The organism is Pseudomonas sp. R4-34-07 (assembly GCF_003852375.1).
In the GTDB taxonomy this organism is placed as follows: domain Bacteria; phylum Pseudomonadota; class Gammaproteobacteria; order Pseudomonadales; family Pseudomonadaceae; genus Aquipseudomonas.
Window position 1 is genome coordinate 4,118,392 of record NZ_CP027760.1, and the last position, 20,487, is coordinate 4,138,878.

Here is a 20,487-nt window from a genome sequence, read left to right on the forward strand (position 1 = left end):
CGCTTGCAGACCATCGATGTAGGTACATTTCACGGTGTTCATCCTGCCTTATCCCACCCGCTTTGCCGGGTTGTGATAAAGGTCGGCGAACATGTCGGCCATCGCTTCCTCGCTAGGCTCGTCTTGCATTTGCACACTGACAGCACGGCTGACCAACTGATGACGGCGCGGCAGATGCAAATCATCCGGGATCCGCGGCCCGTCGGTCAGGTAGGCGACCGGTAATTCATGACTGATCGCCAGGCTCAGCACTTCGCCGAGGCTGGCGGTTTCATCCAGTTTGGTCAGGATGCAACCGGCCAGGCCGCAGCGTTTGTAGCTGTGATAGGCAGCGGTAAGAACCTGTTTCTGGCTGGTGGTTGCAAGCACCAGGTAATTTTTCGACTTGATGCCGCGTCCGGCCAGGCTTTCAAGCTGCATGCGCAATGCCGGGTCGCTGGCTTGCAGGCCGGCGGTATCGATCAACACCACGCGCTTGCGCAGCAGCGGGTCGAGGGCATTGGCCAGGGACTGGCCCGGGTCGACGTGGGTCACCGGCACATTGAGGATACGGCCCAGGGTCTTGAGCTGTTCCTGGGCGCCGATGCGGTAGCTGTCCATGCTCACCAGCGCGATATTCGACGCGCCGTACTTGAGCACATAACGCGCGGCCAGCTTGGCCAGGGTGGTGGTCTTGCCCATGCCGGCGGGGCCGACCATGGCGATCACACCGCCCTCTTCCAGGGGTTCGATTTCCGGGGTGGCGATCATCCGCGCCAGGTGCGCCAGCAGCATGCGCCAGGCTTGGCGCGGCTCTTCGACTTCGGCGGTCAGCGCCAGCAGGTCGCGGGACAACGGCCCGGACAGGCCGATGCGCTGCAGCCGGCGCCACAGGTTGGCTTGTTGCGGCTTGCTGCCTTGCAGTTGGCTCCAGGCCAGCGAGCCCAGCTGCACTTCAAGCAGCTCGCGCAGGCCGTTGAGTTCAAAGCGCATCGAATCGAACACACGCTGGTCGACTGCGGCGGCCGGGGCTGGCGCTGCAGGACGTGGCGGCTCGACAAACGTAGGTTCCACCAGCGGCTCGGCGGCGGTCAGTGGCAGGCCGGCGAACAATTGGCGGTTGGTGGTGGCGTCGCTGTCACCGCGCATGCTCAGTTCGGCCTGGGCCGAGACGATGCGCGAAGCGGTCTTGCGCAGCTCGTCTTCGAGCTCCATGTTCGGCACACGCGGAGCCAGGGCCTGAGGTGTGTAATCCAGGGCAGCCGTCAGCTCGACACCGCCAGCGATACGACGGTTACCGATAATCGCGGCATCGGCGCCCAGCTCATCGCGGACCAACTTCATGGCCTGACGCATATCGGCGGCGAAAAAACGCTTTACTTGCATAACCCACTACCCTCAGCCGTTGGGCCCTACTGTCGCGACGATAGTCACTTGCTTATTGTCAGGAATTTCCTGGTAAGCCAACACGTGCAAATTCGGTACTGCCAGGCGCCCGAAGCGCGACAACATCGCGCGGACCGGACCGGCCACCAGCAGAATCACCGGCTGGCCCTGCATTTCCTGGCGCTGCGCGGCTTCGATCAACGAACGCTGCAGCTTTTCAGCCATGCTTGGCTCCAGCAGAACGCCCTCTTCCTGGCCTTGCCCTGCCTTCTGAATACTATTGAGCAATATCTGTTCCAACCTTGGCTCCAAGGTGATAACAGGCAGCTCAGGCTCAACGCCTACAATGCTTTGCACGATGGCGCGGGACAAACCGACCCGTACCGCCGCCACCAGCGCGGCAGTATCTTGACTCTTGGCGGCATTGTTGGCGATGGCCTCGGCGATGCTGCGAATATCCCGCACGGGCACCTGTTCGGCGAGCAAGGCTTGCAACACCTTGAGCAACTGCGACAACGACAGCACGCCCGGCACCAGCTCTTCGGCCAGTTTTGGCGAGGCTTTGGCCAGCAAACCCATCAATTGCTGGACTTCCTCGTGGCCGATCAGCTCGTGGGAGTGTTTGTAGAGAATCTGGTTGAGGTGGGTAGCGACCACGGTACTGGCGTCCACCACGGTATAACCGAGGGACTGCGCCTGGCTGCGCTGGCTGACTTCGATCCACACCGCTTCCAGGCCGAAAGCCGGATCTTTGGCGGTGATGCCGTTGAGCGAACCGAACACTTGCCCTGGGTTGATCGCCAGTTCCCGGTCCGGGTAGATCTCGGCTTCGGCCAGGATCACGCCCATCAAGGTCAGGCGGTAGGCGCTGGGGGCCAGGTCGAGGTTGTCGCGGATATGCACGGTGGGCATCAAAAAGCCCAGGTCCTGGGACAGCTTCTTGCGCACACCCTTGATCCGCGCCAACAGTTGGCCGCCCTGGTTGCGGTCCACCAACGGGATCAGGCGGTAACCGACTTCCAGGCCGATCATGTCGATCGGGGTCACGTCGTCCCAGCCCAGTTCCTTGGTTTCCTGGGCGCGGGCCGGCGATGGCAGCAATTCCTGCTGGCGGGCGACTTCCTGCAGGGCCTGAACCTTGACCGCATTCTGTTTCTTCCAGAACAGGTACGCCGCGCCGCCGGCCATGGCCGCCATGCTCAGGAACGAAACGTGGGGCATGCCCGGCACAATGCCCATGACGGCCATGATACCGGCGGCCACGGCCAGCGCCTTGGGCGAAGCGAACATCTGCCGGCTGATCTGCTTGCCCATGTCTTCGGAGCCCGAAGCACGGGTCACCATGATCGCAGCAGCTGTGGATAACAACAGTGATGGCAATTGCGCCACTAAACCGTCACCGATGGTCAGCAAGGCGTAGACCTTGCCCGCATCGCCGAAGGTCATGCCGTGCTGGAAAATACCCACGGCCATGCCGCCGATCAGGTTGATGAACAGGATCAGCAGGCCGGCGATGGCGTCACCGCGCACAAACTTACTGGCGCCGTCCATGGAGCCGTAGAACTCGGCTTCCTGGGCCACTTCCAGGCGACGGCTCTTGGCCTGGTTCTGGTCGATAAGGCCGGCATTGAGGTCGGCGTCGATAGCCATCTGCTTACCGGGCATCGCATCCAGGGTAAACCGCGCGCTCACCTCGGAAATCCGCCCGGCGCCCTTGGTGACCACCACGAAGTTGATGATCATCAGGATCGCGAACACCACGATACCGACCACGTAGTTACCGCCGATCACCACTTCACCGAAGGCCTGGATCACCTTACCGGCGGCGGCGTGACCGTCCTGGCCGTGGAGCATCACCACGCGGGTGGACGCCACGTTCAGCGCCAGGCGCAGCAGGGTTGCCACCAGCAGGATGGTCGGGAACACCGCGAAATCCAATGGCCGCAGGGCGTACACACACACCAGCAGCACCACCACCGACAGGGCGATGTTGAAGGTGAAAAACACGTCGAGCAGGAACGGCGGCATCGGCAACATCATCATTGCCAGCATCACCAGCAACAACAACGGCACGCCCAGGTTGCCCCGCGACAGGTCAGTCAGGGTGCCACGGGCCGTGCTGAGCATTTGAGAGCGATCTACCACCGGTCTTCCTCGTGTCCTTGAAGCAAAGTTTTGACGCTGGGGGGCGTCCTGCAGGCGGTATTGCAAGAAGCCTTCCAACTTTGCTTTTGGGCCCAGGATGACCTCGGAAGCGACGCAGCCTACGGGTGTAACTCAGGTCAAATGTGTCCAAATCTGGGAGGGGGCTTGCTCCCGATGCCATAGGTATCTACGCAACTTTCGCGCGACCCTGAACCTGTGACGGCTCAGCAGCCGAAGCCTCTCTAACTGCCGCCCCGCGCTCCAAATGTGGGAGGGGGCTTGCCCCCGATGGCGGCCTGACAGCCGACCAGGATGTTGGATCAAGGCGAGTACATATCCGTTGCTGCGGTAACGGCGGCTTAGGGTTCCGCCCTGACGGCGGGTCACTTTGGAAAAGAGCCCCAAAGTAACCAAAGGGCTCTTGCCCCACCACTCGGCACCTCGCCTAGGCTCGGTGTGCCCGTAATCCGACAGTGATTTGGGGGGCCGCCGCCACGCGCCATCCATGGCGCGGGGCGGCTAAACCGGCATCCCTGCCGGTTTACCCCCCAAATCACTGTCGAATTCCGGCCAGCGTGGTTTAACGGGGCGCCTAAGATCAAAAGCAAGATCAAGAGCAGCTCGCTTCGCATCGTGGTTAGCGTAGGCTGCTACAAAATTGTGTAGATACCTATGGTTATCGAGGGCAAGCCCCCTCCCACATTTGCAACAGGGTGGTCTTTTAAAGAGGCCGTATATTCTCGGCCTGAGGATCTTTTGGTCCTTGTGCTACGTCATATTCAACTTTTTGATTTTCTTGCAGGCTTTTATACCCTTCCGTCTGAATTGCCGAGTAATGAGCGAAAACATCCGCGCTTCCATCATCTGGTTTAATAAAACCAAAGCCCTTCTCCTCGTTAAACCATTTCACAGTGCCAGTTGCCATTGCCGTCTCCATACACTATGGACCCATCCCGGTATCGTTACGCGCACTGACGGGGAGCGCATAAACGCCCTGGGGTTTATGGATCATTTGAAACGTTAACTTCTTACCAATCGACAGTGCAGCCCCCCGCCAATCGCTCCAATCGATAAAGACGCAGTCATGCCCGTCATCCAGCGCAATCAGCCACTTGCCCCTGGCCAGCTCACGTTTGACTGTACCCGTCGTCACTTTCAATACCGTTCTCCCTGCATCTCGTTCACAGCCTGCGCGCAGTGCCTGGTGCAATAGAACCGTGAGACGCTGGCGCTGGCTACTGTCAAAGTTGACAGGTAGACGTAAACGACCATGGGTGCTAGCGAGGGGCTTTCGGTGTTTTTTTCCGCTTGCGGGGCTTTCGCAAGGTGGGAGCGGCTGGCGGGACTTCACCGCACTTGGCATCTGTCGACTGCACGGCAACCGCGTTGCCATCACGATCCCGGGCAATAAAACCAATGCCCTTGACCGCATCGAACCACTTGACCGTAGTCCTATCCATCACCGCCTCCCGAGCCGCGCATGGCTGCGCAGCTCATCGCTGTATCAAACAGTGAAGGCGGCGCATTGGCTACTGTCAAAGTTGACAGGTAATGGGCACCCTCCTGTAGGAGCGAGTTTGCTCGCGAAGGTGGGTAACGATAACGCGCAAATCAGGATGAACGCGGCGACTCGGAGTTTTTCGCGAGCAAGCTCGCTCCTACAGAGGCAGACATAAAAGCGCGTTTTCAGGAGTCGCGGCGCAAATCCGGCGGGATCGGCAGGTCCTTGAGCGGATCGGGCCGCTTGCCCTTGCCCGCCCGGTACTGGCGGATCTGGTAGACGTAGGCCAATACCTGCGCCACGGCCAGGTACAGCCCGGCGGGGATTTCCTGATCGAGGTCGGTGGAATAGAAGATCGACCGCGCCAGCGCCGGTGATTCCAGCAGCAGGATGTCGTTGGCCACAGCGATTTCACGAATCTTGAGCGCGGTAAAGTCGCTGCCCTTGGCCAGCAACATCGGCGCGCCGCCCTTCTCCGGGTCGTACTTGAGGGCGACGGCGTAGTGGGTCGGGTTGGTGATGATCACATCGGCGTCGGGCACCGAGGCCATCATCTTGCGCTGGGACATCTCCCGCTGCAGTTGGCGGATGCGTTGCTTGACCTCCGGGCGCCCCTCCTGGTCCTTGTGTTCGTCGCGCACTTCCTGCTTGGTCATCAGCAGTTTCTTGTGGCTTTCCCACAGCTGGATCGGCGCGTCCACCGCCGCGATGATGATCAGCCCGGCAGACATCCACAACGCGCTCCAACCCACCACTTGCAGACTGTGGATGATCGCCGACTCCAGCGGTTCATGGGCGATGCGCAGCAGGTCGTCGATGTCGGACGACAACACCGACAACGCCACGAACAGAATCAGGATGAATTTGGCCAAGGCCTTGAGCAGCTCCACCAGGGCCTTGGTGGAAAACATGCGCTTGAGCCCGGCCGCCGGGTTCATGCGGCTGAACTTGGGCGCCATGCTGCTGGCGGCAAACAGCCAGCCGCCGAGGGCGACCGGGCCGATCAGCGCGGCGAGCAGCAAGGTGATCAGGATAGGTTGCACCGCCAGCAGCGCGATCTTGCCCGAATGCATCAGGTAGAGCCCCATGGAATCGGGGTTGAGCAACACCTCGCGGGGCAAGGTGAAGTTGTGCTTCATCAACTCCAGCAAGTCCAGCGCCAGGCCACCGCCGTAGATCAGCAAGGCGCCGGCACCGGCCATCATGGTCGCAACGGTATTGAGCTCTTTGGAGCGTGCGATCTCGCCCTTTTCCCTGGAGTCCTTTTTACGTTTCTCCGTGGGGTCTTCTGTCTTGTCCTGACCACTCTCGCTCTCGGCCATGGCTCAGCGCGCCCGTGCCAGGTCACGTAAGAACTGCAAGGCGTCGGTCGCCAGCGGTTGATACTGATTGAGAATGTCAGCCAGGCCGACCCAGAAAATCCCCATGCCCAACACCAGGGTCAAGGGAAAACCAATCGAGAAGATGTTCAGCTGCGGCGCCGCGCGGGTCATCACGCCAAACGCGATGTTGACCACCAGCAACGCTGTGATCGCCGGCAACACCAGCAGCAACGACGCGCCCAGCACCCAGCCGAGGCGCCCCACCAGTTCCCAGAAGTGGTTGACCACCAGCCCCGAGCCCACCGGCAAGGTGGTGAAGCTTTCGGTCATGACCTCGAACGCCACCAGATGGCCGTTCATGGCCAGGAACAGCAAGGTCACCAGCATGGTCAGGAATTGCCCGATCACCGCCGCCGACACACCGTTGGTGGGGTCGACCATGGACGCGAAGCCCATGCCCATCTGCACCGAGATGATTTGCCCGGCGACCACAAACGCCTGGAAGAACAGGCTCAGGGAAAAGCCCAGCATGGCGCCGATCAGGATCTGTTCGGCGATCAACATCAACGCGCTGAGGTCGAGGGCGTTGACCGGCGGCATCGGCGGCAAGCCGGGCACGATCACCACGGTGATCGCCACCGCGAAATACAGGCGCACACGCCGTGGTACCAGGGTGGTGCCGAACACCGGCATGGCCATCAACATGGCCGTGACGCGAAACATCGGCAGGATGAACGAGGCCACCCAGGTGCTGATCTGGGTGTCGGTCAAGGCCAGTAACGATTGCATCGGCTCAGCCGATCAACTGCGGAATACTGCCGTACAGCTGCAGGATGTATTCCATGAAGGTTTGCACCAGCCACGGGCCGGCGACGATCAGGGTGATCAGCATCACCAGCAGGCGCGGCAAGAAGCTCAGGGTCTGTTCGTTGATCTGGGTGGCGGCCTGGAACATCGCCACCAGCAGGCCGACCAGCAGGCTCGGCACCACCAGCACGGCGACCATCAGGGTGGTCAGCCACAGCGCTTCGCGAAACAGGTCGACGGCAACTTCTGGGGTCATCGCGCTATACCCCTCCGAAACTGCCGGCCAGGGTGCCGATAATCAGCGCCCAGCCGTCCACCAGCACAAACAGCATGATCTTGAACGGCAACGAAATGATCAGCGGCGAGAGCATCATCATCCCCATCGCCATCAGCACGCTCGCCACCACCAGGTCGATGATCAGGAACGGGATGAAAATCATGAAGCCGATCTGGAACGCGGTCTTCAATTCCGAGGTGACGAAGGCCGGCACCAGGATGGTCAGCGGGGCCTGGTCCGGCGTGGCGATGTCGGTGCGCTTGGACAGGCGCATGAACAGCTCGAGGTCGCTGGAGCGGGTCTGGGACAGCATGAAGTCCTTGATCGGGCCCTGGGCCTTGTCGATGGCGTCCTGGGCGGTCATTTTCTCCGCCAGGTAGGGCTGCAGGGCTTGCTGGTTCACCTTGTCGAACACCGGCGCCATGATGAACAGCGTCAGGAACAACGCCATGCCGGTGAGGATCTGGTTCGACGGCGTCTGTTGCAGGCCCAGGGCCTGGCGCAGGATCGAGAACACGATGATGATCCGCGTGAAGCTGGTCATCAGCATGACGAACGCCGGGATAAAACTCAGCGCGGTCATGATCAGCAGGATCTGCAGGCTGACCGAGTATTCCTGCGCGCCGGCCGCATTGGTGCCCAGGGTGATCGCCGGGATCGACAACGGGTCGGCGCCCAGGGCCATCGGCGCGGCCAGCAACAGCATGAGCGTCAGGAACACGCGCATTACTTCTTATCCTTCTGATCCTTGCCCAGCAATTCCATCAGGCGCTGGGCGAATTCTGGCGTGGCGGCCTCGGTCTTGGCCGCGTCCACCGGTGTCTTGAGTACGTGCAACGGGGTAATGCGGCCGGGGGTGAGGCCGAGCAGGATCTGCTCCTCGCCGACCTGCACCAGCACCAAACGATCGCGCGGGCCGAGGGCACGCGAACCGATCAGCTCGATGACCTGGGCGTTGCCCGGGCCGATACGCTGCACACGGCGCATCAGCCAGGCCAGCACGAAAATCAGGCCGACCACCAGCAACAGGCCGAGCATCAGTTGCGTCAACTGCCCGCCGACGCTGCCGACCGCAGGTGCCGCAGCCGCTTGCGCGATCGGCTCAGCCGCCAGGGCGCCCAAGGGCAGCGCCAGCAACAGTCCCGCCATGCTGTACTTCATTTCAGCGCAACTTCTTGATGCGTTCGCTCGGGCTGATCACGTCCGTCAGGCGAATGCCGAACTTCTCGTTGACCACCACCACCTCGCCATGGGCGATCAGCGTGCCGTTGACCAGCACGTCCAGCGGCTCGCCGGCCAGGCGGTCAAGCTCGATCACCGAGCCCTGGTTGAGCTGCAGCAGGTTGCGGATGTTGATTTCGGTGCTGCCCACTTCCATGGAGATCGACACCGGAATGTCCAGGATCACGTCCAGGTTAGGGCCGTCGAGGGTCACCGGGTCGTTGTTTTTCGGCACGCTGCCGAATTCTTCCATTGGCAGGCGTTTGCCGGCCGGCGCGGAGGCAGCGTCGGCGGCCAGCAGCGCGTCGATGTCGTCCTGGCCGACATCGCCGGTTTCTTCCAGGGCCGCAGCCCACTCGTCAGCCAGGGCCTGGTCTTCGGCGGAAGTGTTTTCGTGTTCGGTAGCCATTACATGTCCTCGGCGCAGCAAACAATCATGAATAGGGGGTGCATCAGCGGCGATTGATCGGCTCAATCACCTGCAACGCCAGGTTGCCCTTGTGGGAACCGAGCTTGACCTTGAACGACGGCACACCATTGGCGCGCATGATCAGTTCTTCCGGCAGTTCGACGGGGATCACGTCGCCCGGCTGCATGTGCAGAATGTCGCGCAGGCGCAACTGGCGACGGGCCACGGTGGCGCTCAGGGGCACGTCGACGTCGAGCAGGTCTTCGCGCAGGGCCTTGACCCAGCGTTCGTCCTGGTCGTCGAGGTCGGACTGGAAGCCGGCGTCGAGCATTTCGCGCACCGGCTCGATCATCGAGTACGGCATGGTCACGTGCAGGTCGCCGCCACCGCCATCGAGTTCGATGTGGAACGTCGACACCACAATGGCTTCGCTCGGCCCGACGATGTTGGCCATGGCCGGGTTCACTTCCGAGTTGATGTACTCGAAATTGACTTCCATGATCGCCTGCCAGGCTTCCTTCAAGTCAATGAAGGCCTGCTCCAGCACCATGCGCACAACGCGCAGTTCGGTGGGCGTGAATTCACGGCCTTCGATCTTGGCGTGGCGGCCATCGCCACCGAAGAAGTTGTCCACCAGCTTGAACACCAGCTTGGCGTCGAGGATGAACAGCGCGGTGCCGCGCAACGGCTTGATCTTGACCAGGTTAAGGCTGGTGGGAACGTACAGCGAATGCACGTATTCACCGAACTTCATCACCTGCACGCCGCCCACCGCCACGTCCGCCGAACGGCGCAGCATGTTGAACATGCTGATACGGGTGTATCGGGCGAAACGTTCGTTGATCATTTCCAGAGTCGGCATGCGTCCACGGACGATGCGATCCTGGGTGGTCAGGTCGTAACTTTTGACGCTGCCGGGTTCGGCAGCCATTTCGGTCTGTACCAGACCATCGTCGACGCCATGCAACAGCGCGTCGATTTCATCCTGGGACAGCAGGTCTTGCACGGCCATGTCGTGGTCCTACTGCAATACGAAGTTAGTGAAGAGCGCCTGCTCGACCACGACTTTGCCGAGCTCTTTCTGGGCCACTTCCTGCACGCTGGCAGTGACCTTCTGGCGCAGCATTTCCTGGCCCACCGCAGTGGCCAGGCTGTCGAAGCTCTGCCCGGAAAACAGCATCACCAGGTTGTTGCGGATCACTGGCATGTGCACCTTGAGCGCGTCCAGGTCCGCCTGGTTGCGCGCCAGCAAGGTGATGCTCACCTGCAAGTAGCGTTGGCGGCCGTTCTGGTTGTAGTTGGCGACAAACGCCGGCAGCATCGGCTCGAAGATTGCCGGTTGCTTGACGTTAGTGGCGGCGTCGGCAGCGGGGGCCGGCTTGCTGGCGCTGCTGTGCATGATGTACCAGGTGCCACCCACCGAGGCGCCAATGGCCAGGAGCAGGCCCAGCACAATCAGCAGGATCAGCTTGAGCTTGCCTTTGCCTGCGGGGGGAGTTGCTGCGTCGTCGCTGTTCGCCATGCCAATAATCCGTCACTATTCTGGGATTCATAGATCTACGGAAAGGCAAGAGCAAGTGTTATGCCAGAGTTGTCTGGCACCAGGGCAACAGGACAACACAGATCAAAATGTGGGAGGGGGCTTGCTCCCGATTGCGGTGTGTCAGTCAGCAAATCCATGACTGATGTACCCCAATCGGGAGCAAGCCCCCTCCCACATTTTGAACGGTGTTCGGCTTGGGTCAGGCGTAGTAGTCGACGGCGCTGGAGCCGATCACACTGCTCACCACCGGCGCGACGGCGACCGCCACGTCGACAGAGTCGGCAGCATCGCCAGAACTACTCCGGCCGCTACTCACGCCCCGCGCCTGGCTCTGCTGTTGCGGCTGTTCCTGCCCGCGAGACTGGTCGGACACATTCACGTCCACCTGCCCCATGCCTTGCTGGGCGAACATCTCGCGCAGGCGCCCGGACTGGCTTTCCAGCGCTTCACGGACCACCGCATGGCCGCTCATGAAGCTCACTTGGGCCTGCTGGTCGGGCGTCATGTTGACCTTGATGTCCAGGCGCCCCAGTTCGGCCGGCTGCAGCTGGATTTCGGCCGACTTGAGGTTGGCGCTGGAGAGGTACATCACGCGGTTGACCACTTCTTCGGTCCAGCCGCTCTGGTGCATGGCCAGCGGGGCGTTGGTCACCGGCGGCAGGGCGTTGGCAGTTTTCGGCGTGGCGGCCTGGGTCAGCGCGGCGAGGCGGTTGGCGAAGTCATCCACGCGGGTGTCGCTGCTGGCGTCCTTGAGATCCTTGAGGCCGTCATCGATCAGCGCGCCGAAGGCTTTGTCGCCGCCCTGGCCGGTGCTGTCCTTGGTGGCTTGTTGATCGACCATAGTGGCCAGGCCTGCCGCGAAGTTCTGCGCGGCGGTCGGTTGATCCAGGGGCGTGGCTGGCGCAGTTTTCTGCGGCGCCTGGCTGCTGGCCGACACATGGCCGCCCTGCTCCATCGCCAAGCGTACGGCGGGCATCGCATCCAGGGGGTCGGCTTCGGGGTCGAAGGCGGGTGACTTGGCCGTGTCGACCACTGCAACGGGGGCGGCGGCGGCCGGCTGAGGCTTGTCATCTTCCACGACCGCCGTCGGCGCTGGCGTTTCCACCGGCACGGCAACGGGGGTGACCGTGGCGATCAGCGCGGGGTCGACCGGCGGATCGGCCGGCGGCTGTTGCGCCAGGGACGGGTCGGCGGCTGTGTCGGCGGCGTCCTCGTCGGCCTTGGCCGGCTTGGCAGGCAAGGGATTGCCGCTATCGGCAACCGCCGGCGTGCTGGCGGCAGATTGATCGTCGGCTGCCGTCGGCGCCGACTTGCCTGGGGCGTCTGCGGTTTTCAAGGCGGGTTTGGCGCCTTGGTTGGCGAACACTTGAGCGAAGCCAGGGCCCTTGTCCCGTGGGTCCGCAGCCACTGCCACAGGGGTGGCGGCAGGCGCTTGAGGCTTGGCCGCGGGGGCAGCCTGAAGGAGCGAATTAGGGGCGACTGGCATAGATAAAGGTCTCCACTGCATGGGGGTCGGGGATGCAGTATCCAGAGATAGAGCAAGAGTCGGGCCAAGTCGCCCTGGGCAGCTAAATCGCGGTTTGAAGTGCTTCAGAGACTGAAGCGCTGCCGCTCCGATTCATACAGCGGCCGGACCAAGGCAAACTCATGATCGATCTGATCGACCAGGGCCCCGAGATCCGCCGTCGTCCCAACGGACTCCACTTCCAGGCGCTGACACAACTGCGCCAGTCGCACCGCCCCAAGGTTGCCGCTGCTGCCCTTGAAGCTATGGGCGATGCGCCCCAGCGCCTTGGCGTCATCACGCGCCTTGCGCAAGGCGGTGACGCGCTCTTCGGAGTCATGAAGGAAGGTCTCCAGCAACCGTGGGTACTCGTCCTCCATCACCTCCTGCAAGCCCGACAGCACGTCGGGGTCCAGATGAATCTCAGCCACTTGCTCGCTCCTTGATCAAGAATCGGCGGATTATGCCAGAGCCTCCCAGCAAAACTCCACGCAGACACTGCGCCCGCCATCGGACCAGCGTACCGCGCTGCAAAGTTGACGCACCAGGCTCAAGCCGCGGCCAGACAGACGGTCAGCATCCAGCGGCCGCGCCAGCACCTCGTCAACATCGAAGCCAGGCCCGCTGTCCTCGACACGCAACGTCATCTTGCCGCCTTTTGCAGTCGGGGACACCTGCACATGTATCCGGATATGGCCGCTGTTCAATTGCGCCAGCCGCTCGTTGCGCAGGCGGTAGTACTGCGCAAACCCTTCGGCATCTTGTTTGAGCTGCGAATCCAGCCCCAGTACTCCATGTTCGAGGGCATTGGCATACAACTCGGCCATCACCGTGTAGAGCGCACCGCTCTGCTCACGCAGGCCGTGGACCTCCAACAGTAATTGCAGCAGATACGGCAATGGGTTGTAGCGCCTGAGGGTCTGCGCGCGAAATTCAAAACTCACCGACCAATTCAGCGGGCACGACTGGCCACTGTCGGAATACATCGGTTCCGCCACGCGCAGCGGTTGGCCGGACAGCAAGGTGATTTCAACCATGCTGACATCGTCCCGTGCCTCACCGCGAAATGCCGCCAGCGCCTGCTCGATATCCTCGAACAAGCGGTCGGGCTCGCGGTTGGCGGCAAACACCTGCTGCAAACGCTCGGCACCGAACAACTGGTCATTGGCGTCGGCGGTGTCCAGCACCCCATCGGAGAGCAGGAACACCCGGTCGCCCAGGGCCATGGGCCAGACTTCGGTGCTGTCATCGAACGCCTGGGCCGACAGCACGCCCAACGGCAGATGCCGCGACATCAACGGCGTGCGCTTGCCGGTAGCGACCTCATGCACATAGCCCTCGGGCATGCCGCCGTTCCACACCTCCACCACGCGCCGCTCGGTGCTCAGGCACAACAGTGTGGCGCAGCAGAACATGTCCACCGGCAGGATGCGCTTGAGCTTGGCGTTCATCTCACGCAGGGTCTGCGTCAGCCCATAGCCCTTGGCGGTCATGCCATAGAACACTTCGGCCAGGGGCATGGCACCGATGGCCGCCGGCAGGCCGTGGCCGGTGAAATCGCCGAGCAACACGTGCATGTCGCCGGACGGCGTATAGGCCGCCAGCAACAGGTCCCCGTTGAACAGTGCATAGGGCGATTGCAGGTAGCGGATATTCGGCGCCGCGTTGATGCAACCCGAATGCGCGACCTTGTCGAACACGGCCTTGGCGGTGCGCTGCTCATGTAACAAGTAATCGTTGTGACGGGCGATCTGGTCACGCTGCTGCAGCACCGTGGCTTGCAGCCGCCGCAGGCGGTCCATGGCGTTGATCTTGGCGGCCAGAATCAACTGGTTATAGGGCTTGGGCAGGAAATCGTCGCCGCCGGCGTCCAGACACTCGGCCAGTGCGGCGCTTTCGCGCAGCGAGGTCAGGAAGATGATGGGGACCAACTGCTCGCCCGCCAATTGCTTGATCCAGCGCGCGGCGAGAAAACCATCCATCACCGGCATCATCGCGTCCATCAACACCAACTGCGGGCGCTCGCGCGCAAACACTTCAACGGCTTGCTCGCCATTGGTCGCGGTGAGCACATGGTGACCCTGACGCCGCACGATGGTCGACAACAACAGCAAGTCGGCGGCACTGTCTTCGGCAATCAGGATGGTCAGCGGCTCGGATAAGGGCGCCAGGACTCTCACGAGATATCGAAAAGCTTGTAGAAATTGGAAATGGCGAGGATTTTGCGCACGTCCATGTTGCTGTTGATCACGCGCACGTCTGAGTTATCGCCACCGGCATGGTCCCGCAGCAGCAGAAGCATGCCCAGGGCCGAGCTGTCCATATACGTGGTTTCTTTCAGGTCCACGACGTATGACTCAGGCACCTTATAGAACCGCTCGTAGGCATCACGAAATGCCTGGTGGCTGCCGAAATCGAATCGGCCCTTGATCGTGATCGTCAACTTCTTCCCATCCAGGGATACATCTGGCTCGATTGACATGTGACTGCTTCCTTGTCGTTGGCACTGGATAAGGTGTAGCAGGTGAAGAGAAGGTGAGCAACACAGCACATCAAATGTGGGAGGGGGCTTGCTCCCGATAGCGGTGTATCAGCAATGGATTTATTGACTGACACACTGCATCGGGGGCAAGCCCCCTCCCACATTTGCCCTGCTTCGTTGGTTAGAACTGTTCCTGGCGGGGCAGGCGCTGGGACAGCTCATCCAGCAGCTTTTGCTCACGCTTATCCTCGAGGGCTCGCGCCTCGTCGAGATAGCGCTGCACCAATTTGCGCAAACCTTCGACGCGGGCGAACGCCGCTTGCCAGCTTTCGCGCGCCTTGTCGAGGTTGTTCTGGTGCCAGGCCAGGCTCTGGCGCTGTTGGCCGACGGCGGTTTCCAGTTGGTTGAGAAAGCCCTGGTACCCCATCAGCCACTGGCCCGACACGCCCTTGCTGCCGCGCTCGATCCACTGTTGCTGATACTCGAGGCGAAAGCGCTCGAGGTCGCCCAGCTTGCTTTCCGCCAGGCGCACCTGGCCCTGGAAATAGCCCAGGCGCTGCACAGCGGTTTTTTCGGCCTTTTCGGCCATTTCCACCACCGGGGCCAGGCGCGCGGCGCGACTGTTGGCCATGGCTTAGCCGCCTGGCGCGGGGGCGAAGATGGACTGCAGATGTGCTTCGCTTTCGCCCATGCTGATCTTGTCGTTCAGCCCCTGGCGCAGGTAGGTCACCAATTGCGGTTGCAGCGCAATGGCCAGGTCGGTCTCGCGATCGCCACCGGCCACGTAGGCGCCAACGCTGATCAGGTCGCGGCTCTGCTGATAACGCGACCACAGCTGCTTGAAGTATTGCGCGCGGGCCATGTGCTCCGGCGTCACCACCGCCGGCATCACCCGGCTGATGGACGCTTCGATATCAATGGCCGGGTAGTGCCCTTCTTCGGCCAGGCGCCGCGACAGCACGATGTGCCCGTCGAGCACACCCCGCGCCGAGTCGGCAATCGGGTCCTGCTGGTCATCGCCTTCGGACAACACAGTGTAGAACGCGGTGATCGAGCCCCCGCCGGCCTCGGCATTACCGGCCCGCTCCACCAGCTTGGGCAGCTTGGCGAACACTGACGGCGGATAGCCCTTGGTCGCTGGCGGCTCGCCGATGGCCAGGGCGATCTCGCGCTGGGCCTGGGCGAAACGGGTGAGCGAGTCCATCAGCAACAGGACATTCTTGCCCTTGTCGCGAAAATATTCGGCGATGCGCGTGCAGTACATGGCGGCGCGCAGGCGCATCAGCGGTGCATCATCCGCCGGCGAGGCGACGACCACCGAACGCTTGAGCCCTTCCTCACCGAGGCTGTGCTCGATGAACTCCTTGACCTCACGGCCACGCTCGCCGATCAGCCCGACCACGATGATGTCGGCCTCGGTAAAGCGCGTCATCATGCCCAGCAACACCGATTTACCCACACCGGTACCGGCGAACAGGCCCAGGCGCTGGCCGCGACCGACCGTCAATAAACCGTTGATGCTGCGTATGCCCACGTCCAGCGGCACGCTGATGGGGTTACGGTTGAGCGGGTTGATGGTGGGACCGTCCATCGGCACCCAGTCTTCGGCCTTCATGCCGCCCTTGCCATCCAGCGCGCGACCGGCGCCGTCGAGTACGCGGCCGAGCATGCTCATGCCCATCGGCAGGCGCCCGGTGTCAGCCAGCGGCACTACGCGGGCACCGGGGGCGATGCCGGCGAGGCTGCCCACCGGCATCAGGAAAATCTTGTTGCCGGAAAAGCCCATCACTTCGGCTTCGACCTGCACCGGGTGGTAGCTGTCGTCGTTGATCACCATGCAACGGCTGCCCATGGCGGCACGCAAGCCCTCGGCTTCAAGGGTCAGGCCGACCATGCGCAACAGGCGCCCTTCAAGGATCGGCTGGCCGGGCAACTCGGTGGCCTCGGCGTAGCTGCCCAGGCGCTTGGCGAAGCTGGTGCGGTCAAGGCGCATCGGTGGCGTCCAGGTCAACGCTCAGGTCAGGCTCGGCCGGGTGCAGCACCTGCTCATGCAACTGGTCGAGCAATTTGGTCATGATCTGGCTGATGCGGGTTTCCACCGTGGCATCGATGCGGCTGTGCTCGGTCTCGACGCGGCAGCCACCGGGCTGCAACGCCGCGTCCTCGACGATGCGCCAGGTTTCTTCATGGCGCTCGCGCAAGGCTTTGACCTGCTCGAAATCCTGCGGGTTGATATACAGCCGCACATTGCCGACACCCAGAGGCAGCAGCTTGAGGGCCTCGCGCATCACGCTTTCGATCTGGCTGGAATCCAGCACCAGTTCACGCTGGATCACTTGGCGTGCGATGTGCTGCACCAGGCCGACCATGGATTTTTCCAGCTGCGCGTCCTGTTCGGCGATGGGGTCGAACAGGTTGCCCATCAAGCGCTCCAGGCTGGCCAATTGGCCACTGAGGGCTTCTTCGGCTTCCTGGCGAACTTTCAGGGTGGTGCTGCGAAAGCCGTCTTTTTCACCGGCCGCGAAGCCTTCGTTGTAAGCCTCCTGGCGGATGGCTTCCAACTCTTCAAGGGTCAGCGGCTGGACTTCCTCCAGCGGCACTTCTTCCATCTGTGCCGGCGGTTCCTCCACCGGCTCAGGTTCTGGCTCCGGCACGTGGGGGTCGAAGCTGGGCAACGACCAGATGTCGAACCCGCCGACATCCCGCGCGCGAATCAGGTCGCTGGGCGTCTCATCTTTGTTCGACATGCGGGGCGCCTTAAATCATTTCTTCGCCGCCCTTCCCGCCGAGAACGATTTCTCCGGCTTCGGCCATACGGCGGGCAATGGTGAGGATTTCTTTCTGCGCGGTTTCCACGTCGCTGACGCGCACCGGACCCTTGGCTTCCAGGTCGTCGCGCAACAGTTCGGAAGCACGCTTGGACATGTTCTTGAAGATCTTTTCCTTGACGCCCTCGTCCGAGCCCTTGAGGGCCAGCACCAGCACGTCGGACGACACTTCGCGCAGCAACGCCTGGATGCCACGGTCGTCGACATCGGCGAGGTTGTTGAACACGAACATCAGGTCTTCGATCTGGCCGGACAGGGTGTCGTCGATCTCGCGGATCGAGTCCATCAACTGGCCTTCGACCGAGCTGTCGAGGAAGTTCATGATGTCGGCTGCACGCTTGATCCCGCCCAGGGTGGTGCGCGAGGCGTTCGAGTTGCCCGAGAACTGTTTCTCGAGAATCGTGTTGAGTTCTTTCAGCGCCGCCGGCTGCACGGTGTTCAGCGACGACACGCGCAGGATGATGTCCAGGCGCACTTTATGGTCGAAGTGGCCGAGCACTTCGCCGGCCTGGTCCGGGTCCAGATAGGCCACGACGATGGCCTGGATCTGCGGGTGTTCGTAGCGAATCACGTCCGCGACCGCGCGCGGCTCCATCCACTTCAGGCTGTCGAGACCACTGGTGTTGCCGCCCAGCAGGATGCGGTCGATCAGGCCATTGGCCTTGTCTTCGCCCAGGGCCGAGGTGAGCATTTTGCGGATATAGCTATCGGAGCCGACGCCCAGGCTGGTCTGGTCGCCGACGATCTCGACGAACTCGCTCATCACCTGTTCGACTTGCTCGCGGTGCACATTGCGCATCTGCGCCATGGCCACGCCGACGCGCTGGACCTCTTTGGGGCCCATGTGGCGCAGCACTTGGGCGGCGTCGGTTTCGCCCAACGACAGCAGCAGCACGGCGGCTTTGTCGACCCGGGAGAGCTTGGCAACAGCGGCTCGATCACTCATCTGCGTTAATCCACTCTTTCACGACCTGGGCCACACGGCCGGGGTCTTCTGCTACCAGACTTTTGATTGCGTTCAACTGAGCGTCGTAGCCTTCGCTCGGGCTCGGCAACAGAATGCTTTGCGGGCCGCCCAGGCTGACGCGGTCGTTGGCCAGTTCGCCGTCCAGGCCACCCATGCCGCCCAACTCGACGTCGCCACCGGCCAATGCCAGTTGTTTCTTGCCATGCCCGGTGATGTTGTTGAGCACTGGCCGCAGCACGCCGAACACCAGCACCAGGATGAACAACACTCCCAGCACTTGCTTGACGATGTCCCAGAACCACGGCTGGGTGTAGAACGCCGGGTCGGTGATCACTTCGCCGCGCTCGGCGGAGAATGGCATGTTGATTACGCTGACGCTGTCGCCACGGCTGGCGTCGAAGCCGACGGCGTCCTGCACCAGGCGGGTGAAGCGCGCCAATTCGTCGGCGCTCCATGGCGCGCGGGTAACGGCACCGTCAGCGGCGTTGACCTTGACCTGGTCATCGACCACCACCGACACCGACAGGCGATTGATCTTGCCCTGCTGCTGCTTGGTGTGGCTGATGGAGCGGTCGAGCTCGAAGTTCTTGGTGGACTGGTTACGCTTGTCCGCCGGGTACGGCGCGAGCATCGGCTGGCCGGTAGCCGGGTCCATGATCTGCTGGCCGTTGGCGTCCAGCAGCGGTTGGCCGGCTGCAATCGCGCCAGCGGTGGCAGCGGCGCCACCGGTGGTTTGCGGGGCGGAAGCAGGTGCCGGCGGCTGGTTGCTCAGGGCCCCCGGTACGCCTTGCGGGCCGTTGCTGGCGGTGCGTTGTTCACTGGTGGACTGCTCGCTGCGCAGGGCGGGCTGGTCCGGATTGAATTGCTCGGACGTCGATTCGACGGCGCTGAAGTCTACGTCGGCAGATACTTCAGCCTTGTAGCGGTCGTTGCCCAGCACCGGCTGCAGGATGTTATGCACGCGCTGGGTGAGCATGCTTTCCATGCGACGGCTGTAGTCGAACTGCTTGCCGGCCTGGGTCAGCGCGGAGTTTTCGGCCATGTCGGACAGCAGGTTGCCCTTCTGGTCGACCACGGTGATCTGCGACTTGCTCAACTCCGGCACGCTGGTGGCTACCAGGTTGATGATCGCCAATACCTGGCCAGGCTCCAGGGAGCGGCCGGAAAACAGTTCGACCAATACCGAGGCACTCGGCTTGCGTTCGTCACGCACGAACACCGAGCTTTTCGGGATGGCAAGGTGTACGCGGGCACCCTTGACGTTATTCAGGCTGGAAATGGTCCGCGCCAGCTCGCCTTCCAGGCCACGACGGTAGCGGGTGGCTTCCATGAACTGGCTGGTGCCCAGGCCCTGGTCCTTGTCGAGGATTTCAAAGCCGATATTGCTGTCGGACGGCGTGACGCCGGCGGCCGCCAGTTTCATCCGCGCACGCGCCACATCGTCGGCCTTGACCAGCAAGGCACCGGAGTTGGGCTCCACGGTGTAGGCGATGTCGGCGGCGGCGAGGGTTTCCATGATCTGCTTGGAATCCATGCCCGCCAGGCTGCCGTACAGCGGCCGGTAATCAGGCTGCTGCGACCACAACACCACGGCAAAACCAATCGCCACGCTGGCAGCCAGGCCGACCATCAGGCCCACCTGACGCAACATGGTCATTTCGGAGAGGTTTTCCAGGAACGACAGGCCAAACAGCGGCGGCTTGCCGTCTGTCTTGGCGGGTACGTTGTCCACGACTGCTTCTGCCATGACTTAAATCTCGCCCTTAAACCGGCATCTGCATGATGTCTTGGTAAGCCTGAACCAGCTTGTTACGCACTTGGGTCAAGGCCTGGAAGGAAACACTGGCCTTTTGCGAGGCGACCATCACATCGGTGAGGTCCACGCCGCTTTTACCGATCTCGAACGCGGTCGCCAACTGGCTGGACGCCTGCTGGGTATCACTGACTTTATTGATTGCCTGACCGAGCATGTCGGCAAAACTGCTTTGGCCCAATTCCGGCGCTGGCGCGACAGACTTCGGTTGAGCCATGGCATCCATTTGCATGGAGCGCATATCCAACATCAACCGATTGAACTCAATACCCTGGCTCATGACCTTCTCTCTCCGACGACCCG

General features: G+C 62.2%; 21 protein-coding genes. All 21 read right to left on the minus strand.

Annotation, left to right across the window (positions count from 1 at the left end; translation table 11 throughout):
• Positions 1-48: 48 nt before the first annotated feature.
• Positions 49-1,365: a flagellar biosynthesis protein FlhF gene (gene flhF / locus C4J85_RS18880; RefSeq protein ID WP_124363767.1), complete on the minus strand. Its 1,317-nt coding sequence runs from the start codon at positions 1,363-1,365 to the stop codon at positions 49-51.
• 12 nt (positions 1,366-1,377) lie between these two features.
• Positions 1,378-3,492 carry a flagellar biosynthesis protein FlhA gene (gene flhA / locus C4J85_RS18885; protein WP_124369002.1) on the minus strand — a complete coding sequence of 705 codons (2,115 nt, stop codon included), beginning with the start codon at positions 3,490-3,492 and terminating at the stop codon, positions 1,378-1,380.
• Positions 3,493-4,231: 739 nt separating this feature from the next.
• Complete coding sequence (locus tag C4J85_RS18895; RefSeq protein WP_124410468.1) at positions 4,232-4,435, minus strand: cold-shock protein; 204 nt, start codon at positions 4,433-4,435, stop codon at positions 4,232-4,234.
• Positions 4,436-5,196: 761 nt separating this feature from the next.
• Complete coding sequence (gene flhB, locus C4J85_RS18910) at positions 5,197-6,333, minus strand: flagellar biosynthesis protein FlhB (protein ID WP_124410470.1); 1,137 nt, start codon at positions 6,331-6,333, stop codon at positions 5,197-5,199.
• Positions 6,334-6,336: 3 nt separating this feature from the next.
• Positions 6,337-7,122: a flagellar biosynthetic protein FliR gene (gene fliR, locus C4J85_RS18915; protein WP_124410471.1), complete on the minus strand. Its 786-nt coding sequence runs from the start codon at positions 7,120-7,122 to the stop codon at positions 6,337-6,339.
• A 4-nt stretch (positions 7,123-7,126) separates the two neighbouring features.
• Positions 7,127-7,396 carry a flagellar biosynthesis protein FliQ gene (gene fliQ / locus C4J85_RS18920; RefSeq protein WP_057721355.1) on the minus strand — a complete coding sequence of 90 codons (270 nt, stop codon included), beginning with the start codon at positions 7,394-7,396 and terminating at the stop codon, positions 7,127-7,129.
• Positions 7,397-7,400: 4 nt separating this feature from the next.
• A complete protein-coding gene (gene fliP, locus C4J85_RS18925; RefSeq protein WP_124363771.1) occupies positions 7,401-8,144 on the minus strand; it encodes a flagellar type III secretion system pore protein FliP in 744 nt (247 codons plus the stop codon).
• Positions 8,144-8,578, minus strand: a complete 435-nt coding sequence (gene fliO / locus C4J85_RS18930) for a flagellar biosynthetic protein FliO (protein ID WP_124367841.1) — start codon at positions 8,576-8,578, stop codon at positions 8,144-8,146. The genes fliP and fliO overlap by 1 nt, the downstream gene beginning before the upstream one ends.
• Before the next feature lies 1 nt (position 8,579).
• Positions 8,580-9,047, minus strand: coding sequence for a flagellar motor switch protein FliN (gene fliN / locus C4J85_RS18935; RefSeq protein WP_053257298.1), 468 nt, complete (start codon positions 9,045-9,047; stop codon positions 8,580-8,582).
• A gap of 43 nt (positions 9,048-9,090) precedes the next feature.
• Positions 9,091-10,059: a flagellar motor switch protein FliM gene (fliM, locus tag C4J85_RS18940; protein WP_124363773.1), complete on the minus strand. Its 969-nt coding sequence runs from the start codon at positions 10,057-10,059 to the stop codon at positions 9,091-9,093.
• Positions 10,060-10,068: 9 nt separating this feature from the next.
• A complete protein-coding gene (gene fliL, locus C4J85_RS18945; RefSeq protein ID WP_124410472.1) occupies positions 10,069-10,569 on the minus strand; it encodes a flagellar basal body-associated protein FliL in 501 nt (166 codons plus the stop codon).
• 220 nt (positions 10,570-10,789) lie between these two features.
• The gene (locus C4J85_RS18950) at positions 10,790-12,076 is read right to left on the minus strand and encodes a flagellar hook-length control protein FliK (protein ID WP_124410473.1); all 1,287 of its coding nucleotides are present in this window, start codon (positions 12,074-12,076) and stop codon (positions 10,790-10,792) included.
• A gap of 104 nt (positions 12,077-12,180) precedes the next feature.
• Positions 12,181-12,525: an Hpt domain-containing protein gene (locus C4J85_RS18955; RefSeq protein WP_124367843.1), complete on the minus strand. Its 345-nt coding sequence runs from the start codon at positions 12,523-12,525 to the stop codon at positions 12,181-12,183.
• A gap of 30 nt (positions 12,526-12,555) precedes the next feature.
• A complete protein-coding gene (locus tag C4J85_RS18960) occupies positions 12,556-14,274 on the minus strand; it encodes a fused response regulator/phosphatase (RefSeq protein ID WP_124371418.1) in 1,719 nt (572 codons plus the stop codon).
• Complete coding sequence (locus tag C4J85_RS18965) at positions 14,271-14,576, minus strand: STAS domain-containing protein (RefSeq protein WP_124404856.1); 306 nt, start codon at positions 14,574-14,576, stop codon at positions 14,271-14,273. Before C4J85_RS18965 ends, C4J85_RS18960 begins: the two co-directional genes overlap by 4 nt.
• Before the next feature lie 181 nt (positions 14,577-14,757).
• Positions 14,758-15,207, minus strand: a complete 450-nt coding sequence (fliJ, locus tag C4J85_RS18970) for a flagellar export protein FliJ (RefSeq protein WP_124363779.1) — start codon at positions 15,205-15,207, stop codon at positions 14,758-14,760.
• A gap of 3 nt (positions 15,208-15,210) precedes the next feature.
• Entirely contained in the window at positions 15,211-16,569 is a 1,359-nt protein-coding gene (fliI, locus tag C4J85_RS18975; protein WP_124363780.1) for a flagellar protein export ATPase FliI, read from the minus strand.
• Positions 16,559-17,323, minus strand: a complete 765-nt coding sequence (fliH, locus tag C4J85_RS18980; protein WP_124407820.1) for a flagellar assembly protein FliH — start codon at positions 17,321-17,323, stop codon at positions 16,559-16,561. Before fliH ends, fliI begins: the two co-directional genes overlap by 11 nt.
• Positions 17,324-17,333: 10 nt before the next feature.
• Positions 17,334-18,350, minus strand: a complete 1,017-nt coding sequence (gene fliG / locus C4J85_RS18985) for a flagellar motor switch protein FliG (protein ID WP_124367847.1) — start codon at positions 18,348-18,350, stop codon at positions 17,334-17,336.
• A complete protein-coding gene (gene fliF, locus C4J85_RS18990) occupies positions 18,343-20,118 on the minus strand; it encodes a flagellar basal-body MS-ring/collar protein FliF (RefSeq protein WP_124363782.1) in 1,776 nt (591 codons plus the stop codon). The genes fliG and fliF overlap by 8 nt, the downstream gene beginning before the upstream one ends.
• Positions 20,119-20,134: 16 nt before the next feature.
• A complete protein-coding gene (gene fliE, locus C4J85_RS18995; RefSeq protein WP_017134937.1) occupies positions 20,135-20,464 on the minus strand; it encodes a flagellar hook-basal body complex protein FliE in 330 nt (109 codons plus the stop codon).
• Positions 20,465-20,487: the final 23 nt, after the last annotated feature.

Excerpts from the sequence above, each read along its gene's own strand:
- C4J85_RS18950 (WP_124410473.1), bottom strand. The coding sequence starts at position 12,076 with ATGCCAGTCGCCCCTAATTCGCTCCTTCAGGCTGCCCCCGCGGCCAAG.
- fliP (WP_124363771.1), bottom strand. The coding sequence starts at position 8,144 with ATGCGCGTGTTCCTGACGCTCATGCTGTTGCTGGCCGCGCCGATGGCC.
- fliE (WP_017134937.1), bottom strand. The coding sequence starts at position 20,464 with ATGAGCCAGGGTATTGAGTTCAATCGGTTGATGTTGGATATGCGCTCC.
- fliI (WP_124363780.1), bottom strand. The coding sequence starts at position 16,569 with ATGCGCCTTGACCGCACCAGCTTCGCCAAGCGCCTGGGCAGCTACGCC.
- fliF (WP_124363782.1), bottom strand. The coding sequence starts at position 20,118 with ATGGCAGAAGCAGTCGTGGACAACGTACCCGCCAAGACAGACGGCAAG.
- fliJ (WP_124363779.1), bottom strand. The coding sequence starts at position 15,207 with ATGGCCAACAGTCGCGCCGCGCGCCTGGCCCCGGTGGTGGAAATGGCC.
- flhA (WP_124369002.1), bottom strand. The coding sequence starts at position 3,492 with ATGCTCAGCACGGCCCGTGGCACCCTGACTGACCTGTCGCGGGGCAAC.
- fliM (WP_124363773.1), bottom strand. The coding sequence starts at position 10,059 with ATGGCCGTGCAAGACCTGCTGTCCCAGGATGAAATCGACGCGCTGTTG.
- fliG (WP_124367847.1), bottom strand. The coding sequence starts at position 18,350 with ATGAGTGATCGAGCCGCTGTTGCCAAGCTCTCCCGGGTCGACAAAGCC.
- fliH (WP_124407820.1), bottom strand. The coding sequence starts at position 17,323 with ATGTCGAACAAAGATGAGACGCCCAGCGACCTGATTCGCGCGCGGGAT.
- fliQ (WP_057721355.1), bottom strand. The coding sequence starts at position 7,396 with ATGACCCCAGAAGTTGCCGTCGACCTGTTTCGCGAAGCGCTGTGGCTG.
- flhF (WP_124363767.1), bottom strand. The coding sequence starts at position 1,365 with ATGCAAGTAAAGCGTTTTTTCGCCGCCGATATGCGTCAGGCCATGAAG.
- fliO (WP_124367841.1), bottom strand. The coding sequence starts at position 8,578 with ATGAAGTACAGCATGGCGGGACTGTTGCTGGCGCTGCCCTTGGGCGCC.
- C4J85_RS18965 (WP_124404856.1), bottom strand. The coding sequence starts at position 14,576 with ATGTCAATCGAGCCAGATGTATCCCTGGATGGGAAGAAGTTGACGATC.
- fliR (WP_124410471.1), bottom strand. The coding sequence starts at position 7,122 with ATGCAATCGTTACTGGCCTTGACCGACACCCAGATCAGCACCTGGGTG.
- fliL (WP_124410472.1), bottom strand. The coding sequence starts at position 10,569 with ATGGCGAACAGCGACGACGCAGCAACTCCCCCCGCAGGCAAAGGCAAG.
- fliN (WP_053257298.1), bottom strand. The coding sequence starts at position 9,047 with ATGGCTACCGAACACGAAAACACTTCCGCCGAAGACCAGGCCCTGGCT.
- flhB (WP_124410470.1), bottom strand. The coding sequence starts at position 6,333 with ATGGCCGAGAGCGAGAGTGGTCAGGACAAGACAGAAGACCCCACGGAG.
- C4J85_RS18895 (WP_124410468.1), bottom strand. The coding sequence starts at position 4,435 with ATGGCAACTGGCACTGTGAAATGGTTTAACGAGGAGAAGGGCTTTGGT.